Raw genomic sequence first — 12244 nt, 5'->3', positions numbered from 1 at the left:
CGCCTAGACCAGCTCGCGAATCACATCCATGGAAAAACCACGGTAGGCCAGGAAACGCTGCCTGCGAGCGCGCTCTTTTGGGTCCTCCGCGATACCGGAAAATTTTCTCGACAGCGCTTCTTCCGCGATAGAAAACCAGTTAAACGATTGCTGGCTCATTGCCTGCTCAATCAGGACCTGCTCCACGCCTCGCTGGCGCAACTCCTGTTTGATACGAACCGGACCCTGCAGGCGCGCCACCCGGGAGCGCACGAAAATTTCGGCAAAGCGCCGATCACACTGGTAGCCGAGCTCCACGACCCGATCGAGAATCGGCTCGAGAGGCTCGCCTGGGAATTTTGAGGAAAGCTTTTGGGAGAGTTCCAGGCGGGAATGATCCCGCCTGGTGAGCAGGGCAAGCGCAGCCTGGTAGGCCTGCTCCTGCCGGGAACCTGTCTCCGGCAAATTATTGGCCATGCTGCACCTGCTGTCGCTGATGGACGAGGATTACTCCTCTGCGATTGCTTCTTCTTCGGCCGCAGCAGAAACGTCGCCCAGCAGCTGTGCGCGTACCTGGCTTTCGATTTCCACGGCAATTTCCGCATTCTCATCCAGGAACTTGCAGGCATTTGCCTTGCCCTGGCCGATCTTGTCGCCTTTGTAGCTGTACCAGGCGCCGGCCTTGTCTACCAGGCCAAGCTTCACACCAAAGTCGATGACTTCGCCCAGTCGATTGGTGCCAGCACCGTACATGATCTGGAACTCTACCTGCTTGAATGGCGGCGCAACTTTGTTCTTGACGACCTTGACCCGGGTCTCATTACCCACCACTTCATCGCCTTCCTTCACGGAGCCGATGCGGCGGATATCCAGGCGTACAGAGGAGTAGAACTTGAGCGCGTTACCACCGGTAGTGGTTTCCGGGCTACCGAACATTACGCCGATCTTCATACGGATCTGGTTAATAAAGACACACAGGGTGTTGGTCTGCTTGATCGCACCGGTGAGCTTGCGCAGCGCCTGTGACATCAGGCGCGCCTGCAGACCAACATGGGAATCTCCCATTTCGCCTTCAATTTCTGCCTTTGGTGTCAGTGCGGCAACGGAGTCCACAATCAGTACGTCCACGGCGCCGGAGCGCACCAGCATTTCCGACACTTCCAGGGCCTGCTCACCGGTGTCCGGCTGGGACACGATCAGCTCGTCGACATTCACCCCCAGCTTTTCTGCATACACCGGGTCCAGCGCGTGCTCCGCATCAACAAATGCACAGGTGCCGCCCATCTTCTGGGCTTCCGCGATTACCTGGAGGGTCATGGTGGTTTTGCCGGAGGACTCGGGGCCGTATATCTCCACGATACGGCCGCGTGGCAGGCCACCAATACCGAGGGCGACATCCAGGCCCAGGGAGCCAGTGGAAATGGCGGGGATGCGCTCGCGCTCCTTGTCGCCCATACGCATGACGGTACCCTTGCCGAACTGGCGCTCGATCTGGGACAGCGCTGCCTGAAGTGCCTTGTCTTTATTTGAATCCATGATTCCCCCTGGTCGGTATTCCGGTGCCGGAATCCGCCTGCTTTGAGTCCAATCTCACGCCCGCTTCAGGTCCGAACTGCTGACTATTCGGGCGCGCCCATTTCTAACTTGTCGCTAGCTTATGCAAAAACAACTGTATAAGCAAACAGTATTTTTCGGGATGACGGGGAGCGCACTTTCTGGTTGTTTTTTAGGCAGGAGCGTCTATTTGACAAGTCAATGGGCGTTACCGGAAGCCGCCCATTTGTTATAGCGAGCGGGCCCGGGATTCGATGTATTGCCTGATTTCTTCGATCACTGGACCCCACTCTGCCGTGGACACCCAGCCGTCCTGGGAAGCAGAACGAAATAGCCGCATGGCCGGGTACCAGTTCGTGCGGCTGAACTGCATTTCATAGACCCAGTGCGGCTGCTCCCCCAACAGAACATAGGTTTCGATACCCGCAGAGGCTGCTATATGCGCAAGCTCGCCATCGACTGCAACAACCAGATCCATCGCGGAGACCGCGGCAACGAGATCCGCCTTGTCAGCAAAACCTGCGGCCAGGTCGACCATACAGCTTTCGGCACCGGTGCTAACCAGATCACGGCGCGCAGCGCCTGTCTGCAGGTTATACAACTGTACCGAAGGCACCTCGGCCAGCTGCAGAAGCCGTTCAAGCAGTTCACTGTTTGCCTTGCCTCCATCACCAGACCAGGCAACTCCAACCCGCAGGCGGCCTCTCCGTTTCAGCAAGCCGTATGCCGATGCGCCCCCATCCGGGCTCTGTGGCTTCACTGGGGGCGGAATCAGTGTTGCGGGCACCCCAAGAGAGCCCGGCAGGTTCAGGATGGGACTGTAGAAATCGAATGCCCCGTGGACAATATCAGTACCGGCAGCCACCACCTCATCAGGCCCAAACAGGCCCAGCAGGTTTTCATCCTGTGGCCGGCATGCCAGCGTGACTCGAGCGCCGCGTGCCTTCAGTGCCCCGAAAAAACGCGCACACAGGATATTCTCCCGAAGCGTTGACTCCGCGACCACAAGAATGCGCTTGCCGGAAAGCGACTCACCCCGCCAAAGCGGATATGGCTGCCGGGCTCTGGGACCGTCCAACAGGTGACGCGACTCCAGCGCCAGCCAGCCCTCTTCATACTTGCCAAGACACAGCAGCGTAATGCCTCTCTCGTAGTTGAGCCTCGGGTTCTCCGGTTGCAACTGCTGAGCCTTGTCCAACAGGCTCAGGGCACCTTCGAAATCCCGGGCTCGACGCAAACCCAGAGCGAGATACAGGTTGAAGTCCGGGTTGTCCGGCTCCTTCGCCAGCGCGGCGCGATAACAACCAATGGCTTCACGGCCGCGTCCCATTTCCCACAAGGCCTGCCCGAGATCAACCAGGATCGAGGCCGATGGCTGGCTGTGCAGGAATGCCCTGCGGTAGCAGGCGATGGCCGCAGCCCAACAGGCACGCGCGGCAAGCACATTCCCCAGGCGCGCCCAGATTTCGGCGTCATCGGGAAAACTCTGGAGGTAACGGCGGTAGGTAGTGGAGGCCTGAACCAGGGCGCCGCGATCCTGCAGAGTGATGCCTTCGCGGCGGCGCTTTATACGAAAGGATGGCAACTCTTGCTCGAGGTGTGACTCTGGCATAGGTGGCTGACTTGTTATCTCGTTGCCCCGCAAAGCCGGGGTTTCGCAAGTCTAGCCAGCACTCATGTTGCCGCGTTTGGATTCGCGACGGATTTGATCCCGCAAAGTATGGGATGTGGCAATTCAGGTGGTAATTCAGCCCGGCTGTAACCGACGTACCAGCCCCGCGATTCCCGCGTGGATGGCAGCGGCCTGCACCTCCTCACGTGAGCCTTCGAACCGGAAACACTCGGCTGACGGCGCTGTATCGCGCACGCCCCAGCCAATCCACACAGTACCCACGGGCTTCTCCGGGGTACCACCGTCCGGCCCGGCGATACCACTGACAGAAACCGAACAATCGGCACCGGTAGCCGCCATCACCCCTTCAGCCATCTGCAGCACCACGTCCTCGCTGACCGCACCTTCGCTCGCCAGCACTTCCCGGCGCACCCCCAGCAGGTTTTCTTTCATTGCATTGGAGTAGCTCACAATGCCGCCGGCAAACCACGCAGAGCTGCCGGCGCGCGCAGTCAGGGCTGCAGCGATACCGCCACCGGTACAGGATTCCGCCGTCGCCATCATCTGGTTCCTTGAGGTGAGCAGCGCCGCGAGGTCCGCAACCAAAGTCGCATTATCTTGTTTATCTGATATTTCACTCATGAAGAAACAGTCCAAGTTCAGCTCTTTCGCAACTCGTCGTCGATATCAATTACACGACGATCGTAAAAGAAGTGCGCGCTCGATTGAAAGGCCTCGGGCAACTTATCGTCGTTACACTTCCGTAACAGCAGCTGCGACACCAGCTTCCGCCCCCTGGCATTCGTGTTGTACAGAATATCGCCACACTTGCCACAAAAGATGCGCTTCATGTTTTTGCTCGGGTGCTGAAACTCCACCACACTGTCCTGCCCGCGAGTGATCTGCACCTGCTCCGGGTCCCAGGCCAGAACAGAGTGATACGGCACCTGCAGCAGTTCCCGGCAGTCTTCGCAATGACAGTAGGCATGGATAACAGGCTCGCCTTCCATCGTCACTTCCACCGCATTGCAGTCGCAATGTACTTTTGTCTGGGTCATGTGCAGCCTCCTCGGGGTACACCTGTTACTGACTCGTACGCCATTTCTCGACCAACATAGACTAAATGGTCGGATAGTGGTTTGAGCTGTGCTTTGGTATTCTTTCGCGCCTGTATCACGCGCCCCACCGGGCCGGGCGCCGCCCTCTTAAAGATAAGAAAATTGATCCCGCAATGCCGAAAGCTGTCGAAAAATCCACCGCCCAGAAATCAGAGCACACCCCCATGATGCAGCAATACCTGCGCATCAAAGCCGAGCACCCCAATGAGATGGTGTTCTACCGCATGGGGGATTTTTACGAGCTGTTCTACGACGACGCCAAAAAAGCCGCTGAATTGATGGACGTGACCCTGACTGCCCGGGGCAAGTCCGGTGGCGAGCCAATCCCCATGGCCGGAATCCCGTACCACTCTGCCGAGGGATACCTGGCTCGACTGGTAAGGCTCGGCGTTTCCGTCGCGATCTGCGAGCAGATCGGTGATCCGGCGACCTCCAAGGGGCCAGTGGAGCGCAAGGTTGTCCGCATTGTTACGCCGGGGACCGTCACCGACGAGGCGCTGCTGAACGAGCGCCGCGACAACCTGCTCGGTGCTGTTGCCCGGCTGAATGACCGCTACGGCATCGCCCTGCTCGACGTCGGCAGTGGTCGTTTCATGGTACTGGAGGCAGAAAACGAGGAGGCCCTGCTGGGCGAGCTGCAGCGCTTCTCCCCGGCGGAACTGCTGGTGTCCGAAGACATGCCCCTGCCGGGCGCGCTGGAGCAGGTAAAAGGCCTGCGTCGTCGCGCGCCCTGGGAATTCGATGCGGAAACTGCCCTGCGCCAACTTACCACGCAGTTTGGCACCCAGGATCTGGAAGGCTTTGGCTGCAGCCAAATGACCGCCGCCATCACCGCCGCCGGCTGCCTGCTGCAGTACGCCAAGGACACGCAGCGCACCGCCCTGCCCCATATCCGTTCGATCGCCGCAGAAAGCAGCGCCGAGGCCGTGACCCTGGATGCGAGCACCCGCCGTAACCTGGAAATCGACCTGAACCTGAACGGTGGTGACGAACACACCCTGCTGTCCGTACTCGACAGCTGCAAGACCGCCATGGGCAGTCGCCTGCTCAGGCGCTGGCTCAACAGCCCGCTGCGCAGCCTGCCAATACTGCAATCGCGCCAGCAGGCAATCGCCGCTATGGTGCAGGATTACCTGTTCGAGCCGCTGCGCGAGCCCCTGAAGAACATCGGCGACATGGAGCGTATTCTCGGTCGCCTCGCACTCAAGTCCGCACGCCCGCGTGACCTGACCCGCCTTGGCGCGAGCCTGGCCGAATTCCCGGAAATCCAGGCGCAGCTCGCCAATATCCCCGGCAGCCTGTTGAAAGAGCTCGCTGGCCAGATCGGGGAGTGGCCGGAAACGGTTGCGCTGCTGCAAAAAGCCATTGTCGAGAATCCACCAGTGATCATTCGCGACGGTGGCGTAATCGCCCCGGGATACGATGAGGAGCTGGACGAGCTGCGCGGCATCAGCGAAAACGCCGGCCAGTACCTGGTGGACCTGGAAACCCGCGAGAAGGAACGCACCGGCATACCGACCCTCAAGGTCGGCTACAACCGGGTGCACGGTTACTATATCGAGATTACCCGCGCCCATTCAGAGCAGGCCCCGGCGGACTATATCCGTCGCCAGACACTGAAAAATGCCGAGCGCTTTATCACCCCGGAACTGAAAGAGTTCGAGGACAAGGCCCTTTCAGCCAAGAGCCGCGCACTGGCCCGGGAAAAGGCCCTCTACGAAGCACTGATCGAGACCCTGTCCGAAAGCCTGGCGCCGCTACAGGTCGCCGCCGCCGCGGTGTCCGAGCTGGACGTACTGGCCTGCCTGGCAGAGCGCGCAGATGCGCTCAACCTGTGCAAGCCTGAATTGTCAGAAACGCCAGGGATCCGCATTACCGGTGGCCGCCACCCGGTGGTGGAACAGGTATCCACCGAGCCGTTTGTCGCCAACGATGTAGAGCTGTGCCCCGAGCGCCGCATGCTGATCATCACCGGTCCGAACATGGGCGGTAAATCTACCTATATGCGCCAGACGGCACTGATTACCCTGCTCGCCCACGTGGGCAGTTTTGTGCCCTCAGACAGCGCGCAAATTGGACTGGTGGATCGTATCTTCACCCGCATCGGCAGCTCCGATGACCTGGCCAGCGGGCGCTCCACTTTTATGGTCGAGATGACCGAAACCGCAAATATCCTGCACAACGCCACCAGCCACAGCCTGGTACTGATGGACGAAATCGGCCGCGGCACCAGCACCTACGATGGCCTGTCACTGGCCTGGGCCTGTGCACTGCAACTGGCCCAGCAGGTGCAGGCGTTCACCCTGTTCGCGACCCACTATTTCGAACTGACTGAACTGCCGTCGCAGCTGCCAATGGTGGCCAACATTCACCTGGACGCCACCGAGCACGGCGACGATATCGTGTTCCTGCACCGTATTCAGGAAGGCCCCGCGAGCAAAAGTTACGGCCTGCAGGTTGCGAAGCTGGCCGGTATCCCCGCGCCTGTGCTGGCTGAAGCCCGCACCCGCCTGGCCAGCCTGGAGGCATCCGGCGCGGCCCAGACCCTGGAAGGCGCCATGAGCGGCGTCGATCGTATTGCCGAAAGCTCGCCTGCCGCCCAAACTGCAGGACAGGCTCCGGTTCACGCCACGGCCACGCCTGCCGCCCCCCTGCAGAACGAATTGTTCGGGGCGCCCACCCACCCGGCGGTAGAGTTGCTCGAAGAGGCCAACCCGGATGACCTGACCCCGCGCCAGGCACTGGAGCTGGTTTACCGACTCAAGGAAAAGCTGTAACGCGGAGAGACTGCCTTATAACCAAAAGGATTTTTCCGGGCAAAAACAGCATAGAATTGCCGATATTTTCGGCAGTATTTGTCTTCAAAAGACAGGAAATGTTGCTACAATCGTCGCCTTTAGTACAAAGGTGCATTTAAGAGGGGATTTTATGACTTTTGTTGTTGGGGAAAACTGCATCAAGTGTAAGTACACCGACTGCGTAGAAGTGTGCCCGGTGGACTGCTTTTACGAAGGCCCTAACTTCCTCGTCATTCACCCGGACGAGTGCATCGATTGTGCACTGTGTGAGCCGGAGTGCCCGGCCAACGCCATTTACTCCGAGGACGAAGTGCCGGAAAACCAGATCGCCTTTGTCGAACTGAACGCGGAACTTGCGGAAGTCTGGCCGAATATCACCGAGCAGAAAGACCCGCTGCCGGATGCCGAGGAGTGGGATGGCGTCGAGGGCAAGCTCGAGCACCTCGAGCGTTAATCACCCTTACTCTCTCCTGCACACCCTCCTGCCACATCCTTTACTGCCCCGGCGCTATGCCGGGGCAACCCGTCATATCTACACTCAGTATTTCGCGGCTTTATCCGCGGCTGGAACCGCCTCCAGGATGAACTCGCGCAGATCCTCGTTGGACTGTTTCAGGTCTTCATAGCGCAGATACATCATGTGGCCGGAACGGTAGCCCTTGAAACTCAGGCGGTCACGCATCTTGCCGCTGGGGTCCAGCTGCCACAGGTTGTATTTCCCATCAAAGTAATTGGTGGCGCCATCATAATATCCACTCTGAACCATTACTTTCAGGTACGGGTTTTGCGCCATGGCCAAACGCAGGTTTTCTCCGGCGTTGTTATCGGAGCGATCCCAGGGATGCACCGGGCCAAACATGTTGTATTTCACATCGGTTTTGTATTTCAGTTCCTCAGTGAAATAGTGGTTGATCGCCGGCGTGAAGGAATGCAGCCAGGACGTCAGCTCGGGCCAGTAATCAGGACGCGAGCCCGTTTCTTTCCTGTCAATGCCCAGGTAACGGCTGTCCAGCCGCCCAACGGTCTGGCCGCGATCATTCAGCAGCATTTTCCAGAAATAGGCGTTATCGATATCAAGGTTGTTCTGCAGTACCTGTTTCTTGCTCAGTCCGGAAAAGTATGCAACTTTCTCTGCAACCTCGGAACGCTTGTCCTGATCCAGAAACGCACCGCGGGCCAGCGCCGGCAGGTAGTCATTGATCGCATACTCCTCGGCAAGCGCAAGAATTTCCAGCAAATCCATCGCCTGCAGCTCGTCAGGCAGTGCCTTGTGGTACCAGGCCGTGGCCGCAAAATATGGCAATCGGTTGGCCGCCTTTACCGGTCCCTCACGCTTGATCCCTATATCGGTAGGCGACACCAGAACAACGCCGTTCAGGTACATCCACTGCTGGTTTTGCAATTCCAGGGAGAGGGCCGACACACGGGTGGTGCCGTAGCTTTCGCCAATCAGGAATTTGGGCGAGCGCCAGCGTCCATGACGAGTGACAAAGGTATTGAGCCAGTCCGCCAGATATTTCACATCGGCATTGACCCCGAAAAACATTTCTTTCTGCTTGTCTTTGCCCGGAAGTTTTCCTTCCTTGTTTTTCAGGATTCTGGAGTATCCGGTATTGACCGGGTTAACAAAGACGATATCCGCAACATCCAGCACGGAATAGGGATTGGCTTTTACCCCATAAGGCTGTAGCGGATAACCTTCATCATCGATATGGATAACTTTGGGCCCGGTGTAGGCCAGGTGCATCCATACCGATGCAGAACCCGGCCCCCCGTTAAATGAAATCAGCAAGGGACGAACTTGAGAGTCATCCACATCACTGCGCTTGTAATAGGTGTAATGAATAGCAGCGATTTCTTCGTCCTGCTCGTTCCAGAGCGGCTGGGTGCCGGTGGTTGCGGTGTATTCGACGTCCGCACCATTGATTTCGGTCTCGTGCTCGGTCACCACCTGGTGATCCGCCTGTTGGGTTCTTGACGAAGGTTTAGCCTGCTCTGCTGCAAGTACAGAAATTGCTGACGCAAGAAAAAGACTGGCAACTACCAGTATCAATGAAAATATACGCATAATTTTATAATGATCGTGCTAAAAAAATTTTGACCCTTGCCCCGCCACAGCACTGAAGTAAGGGAATTCTTAATTTTCCGATTTTTGCACCAGTTTTTCTGCGAAAATAGGAACAACTATCTCCCCCGCCGCCACCATCTCCCGGTACCGGGCTAATTCTGATGCAGCCCAAATATCCGCCCTTTCCAAAATTTGAACCACCTCAGGAGCCTGAGCAAGCTCACCCATCAACTCCACCGCCAGGACTTCTCGTTCGAACAACCCTATGGCAGGCGCAATCTCATCAAATTTCGCCAGTATCGCCTTCTTGGCGGCATCCTGGTCACCGATAAGCTGGAAATACATGGCACCGAGCATTGAAGACTCCAGCTTTTCAATCCCTCTGGCCTGGCTATACCAGTCCTTCAATGCCGCCGCGAGCGCATGCCGCTCACTATCGGCCGCGTAACGCGCGCGAGCCAAAATTGCGGACAACCGCGCGTCCACTTCAAATGGTGATTCAAAGGTCCTCAAATCTAGTGCTGTACTCCCCGGCACAGCCAATTCAAGCTGCCTGTATGCCTGGTCAAGCTCCCCACGTCGGCCCTTTATATCAAGGAACCGGTACGAAGAATAACCGTAGATACCTTTCCTCACCTCGGACTTTTTCTGAACCACCTCTTCAGACAAGCGCAGTGCTTTGTCAAGCTCACCTGCCCTGACTGCATGATCCAGCTGAGCCCAAATCGTTTCTGAGCCAGTAGCATTGATCATACGCGCACGTTCAATCCACGGTTCCGCCTCGACTATCCCTCCCAGCTGCAGTAGCATTTTTGCAATGTATGCCGGAAGCTCATGGTCATGGGTGTCGACCTGTGCGGCCCGACTAATCCAGAGTATCGACTCCACAATTTCCGCCCTAGCTTCATGCACCCGTGCAGCCTTATAGTAGCCATTTGGGCTCTGCGGCCATTTTTCCCGCAGCATCGCTGTAAGCTTCAATGCCTCATCAAAACGATTTAATTCAGTCAAATAATTAATTTTAAACGAAAGCAGAACAGGGTTTAGGGGATCAACTTCAAGGGCACGCTCAATAATTCGCAATGCGGTCTCTACAGGCTCACCTGACGCCCGGGACAGGTCCGCGTTAGTGATGTAAAGGCCTATTTCATTAGGGGCAAGGGCCAGAGCATGTAACGATTTCCGCACAGCTTCCTGCAAATCCTCTTCGCTACTATGATACGCATTTCCAATATGCTGCAGATACGCCTCCCAGGCCGGGTATACAGTTTCATAACGGGGGTTGGACCTGAGTGGCTCGAGAGCGACAAGCGCGCGCTTGGCTGCAATACCGGGAGAAATCAGCCCGGTGCCCTGCATGCCCATATAGACCTCGTTCAGCGCAATACGTGCCTCGTCAAAATTGGGATCCAGAATCAGGGACTCTTTCAAAAGCCTTTCCGCTTCAGGCAGAGAGACGTAACTATTCAGTGCGCCCTGTTGCAGTGCCCTCAGGTACAGGTCGTAGGCGCGATTGTCACTGGTTGCAAGCGGCTGGATATCCGCTGCATTGTCACCTGCCGCGAGCAGCGACTCCATCAGGGCATCCGCCACTGCCTGGGCTATTTCGTCCTGGATTGCAAAAATATCATCCAGCGTTCTATCGTAATTCTTTGACCAGATATGCGCTCCATCAATCGCGCTGATCAACTGCGCAGTAATGCGTACGCGATCACCTGCGCGTTGTACCGACCCTTCCAGCACAGTCTCCACATTAAGTGCCTTCGCAAATTCGCGGATGTCGGCATTCTGATTTTTGAACGCAAAAGATGAGGTCCTTGCTGCCACCTTGATATCTTTAACCTGTGCCAGCATATGCAGCAGGGTTTCGGTCAGCCCGTCAGAGAAGTATTCATTCTCCTTGTTTGCTGACATATTGACGAAGGGCAACACAGCGATGGAGGGCTTGCCAGAAGTCGCCGACTCTCCCGAGATGGCAGCGACTGGTCCGGATGAGGGGGGAATTTTCTCGAAGAGAAAAAGGCCTATCGACACAATCAATAGAAGAATTACCGCAAGATCGAGCTTCCATGCGACACGGCCTTGCTGAGCAGTTGACCCGGTCGTGCTGTCGTCTCGTACTACCCCATCCGGTGTCAGTTCGTAGACCCAGCTGAACATTATTGCGGGGAAAAAGCCCACAGCCATCAGGATAAAAGAAACCTTCATCACCCAGCCCGGCGCACCATAAACCGATGTGGCGACAGCCAAAACCTGCGCGATAAGCCAGCTAGCCGCAATATACGCGATACCAACACGAATTACATTGCGACGCTGCAACTCCCCGAAAAAGCTCATAAAAATCAGTCCCTTAGACCAAATGCACGGCTGCGTACATCTGAATCTCCTGCGGCCGAATTCCTATCTATCCCAACTGTGCCAGCTTTAGTCAAACAAGTGAACCGTTATGACCCCTGCGAGCAATGGGTACCGTATATGTTTGCAACCACTACATACCCTGCTTTCTTTTGCTCGACCAAACACAAAATGGGACCCAAGTGCTACCTGTTATCCAATGTTATTGACCACCCTTTCTCTCTTCTGTCTCATTCCCGCTTGTTGTTAACAGAAGTATCCATTTCCGAAACTAGGACAATAGTCATGAAAACCTTATTAAAATTTGCGGTATTTCTTTTCGCAACTCTCGCACTTAGCAGCAACACTCTTGCTGACACTCGCTCGTATTCGCAAGGAACCGTATGGGAAGTATCGTACATTCGTACTGAACCCGGCCACTTCGACCATTACATGGACAACCTGCAAAGTAAGTGGAAAAAGTTCCTGGAAGCAGAAATTGAAAGTGGAACGGTGATTTCCTATAAGGTCATCGCCGCACAGCCAGGCAACCTAGAGGACTGGGACTTGATGCTCCTCGTCGAACGCCCAAATTTCGCTACATATGACAAGGGCCCCGAATATTACGATGAAATCGCAAAAAAGGTTCTGAACCAAACTCGGGAACAAGGTGCCGAAGCTACAATTGAACGTGGAAAAATCCGGACAATCCTCGGAAATCGCTTAGGTCAGGAACTGGTATTGAAATAACCAATGTCTTATTACCGGGCATCCCAGTGCC

The 12244-nt window shown here is 56.4% G+C and carries 10 protein-coding genes; 3 read left to right on the top strand and 7 right to left on the bottom strand.

All coding sequences use genetic code 11. The features are described 5' to 3' along the window. Nucleotides 1-3: 3 nt before the first annotated feature. The 5 genes from QSJ80_RS06390 to QSJ80_RS06370 form a co-directional block, all read right to left on the bottom strand. On the bottom strand, nt 4-456 hold the full coding sequence (locus QSJ80_RS06390) for a regulatory protein RecX (RefSeq protein WP_285763576.1): 453 nt from the start codon (nt 454-456) through the stop codon (nt 4-6). 30 nt (nt 457-486) lie between these two features. Further along, complete coding sequence (gene recA / locus QSJ80_RS06385; protein WP_285763575.1) at nt 487-1515, bottom strand: recombinase RecA; 1029 nt, start codon at nt 1513-1515, stop codon at nt 487-489. A gap of 247 nt (nt 1516-1762) precedes the next feature. Beyond that, nucleotides 1763-3145: a tetratricopeptide repeat protein gene (locus QSJ80_RS06380; RefSeq protein WP_285763574.1), complete on the bottom strand. Its 1383-nt coding sequence runs from the start codon at nt 3143-3145 to the stop codon at nt 1763-1765. 135 nt (nt 3146-3280) lie between these two features. Then, nucleotides 3281-3787: a CinA family protein gene (locus tag QSJ80_RS06375; protein WP_285763573.1), complete on the bottom strand. Its 507-nt coding sequence runs from the start codon at nt 3785-3787 to the stop codon at nt 3281-3283. A 17-nt stretch (nt 3788-3804) separates the two neighbouring features. Beyond that, nucleotides 3805-4203, bottom strand: a complete 399-nt coding sequence (locus QSJ80_RS06370; protein ID WP_285763572.1) for a GFA family protein — start codon at nt 4201-4203, stop codon at nt 3805-3807. Between the two features lie 173 nt (nt 4204-4376). Here QSJ80_RS06370 and mutS point away from each other — a divergent pair, with 173 nt between their 5' ends. Next, complete coding sequence (mutS, locus tag QSJ80_RS06365) at nt 4377-7040, top strand: DNA mismatch repair protein MutS (RefSeq protein ID WP_285763571.1); 2664 nt, start codon at nt 4377-4379, stop codon at nt 7038-7040. Nucleotides 7041-7191: 151 nt separating this feature from the next. Continuing rightward, a complete protein-coding gene (gene fdxA / locus QSJ80_RS06360; RefSeq protein WP_285763570.1) occupies nt 7192-7515 on the top strand; it encodes a ferredoxin FdxA in 324 nt (107 codons plus the stop codon). Nucleotides 7516-7599: 84 nt separating this feature from the next. On the opposite strand, the gene QSJ80_RS06355 is transcribed toward fdxA, so the two are convergent. Next, a complete protein-coding gene (locus QSJ80_RS06355; RefSeq protein ID WP_285763569.1) occupies nt 7600-9009 on the bottom strand; it encodes a S10 family peptidase in 1410 nt (469 codons plus the stop codon). A gap of 189 nt (nt 9010-9198) precedes the next feature. Beyond that, entirely contained in the window at nt 9199-11466 is a 2268-nt protein-coding gene (locus QSJ80_RS06350; RefSeq protein WP_285763568.1) for a hypothetical protein, read from the bottom strand. 303 nt (nt 11467-11769) lie between these two features. Here QSJ80_RS06350 and QSJ80_RS06345 point away from each other — a divergent pair, with 303 nt between their 5' ends. Continuing rightward, nucleotides 11770-12213, top strand: a complete 444-nt coding sequence (locus QSJ80_RS06345) for a hypothetical protein (RefSeq protein ID WP_285763567.1) — start codon at nt 11770-11772, stop codon at nt 12211-12213. Nucleotides 12214-12244 lie beyond the last annotated feature (31 nt).

Source organism: Biformimicrobium ophioploci, from assembly GCF_030270605.1.
Taxonomy (GTDB): Bacteria; Pseudomonadota; Gammaproteobacteria; order Pseudomonadales; family Cellvibrionaceae; genus Biformimicrobium; species Biformimicrobium ophioploci.
This window is presented reverse-complemented; position numbering and strand designations above follow the sequence as displayed.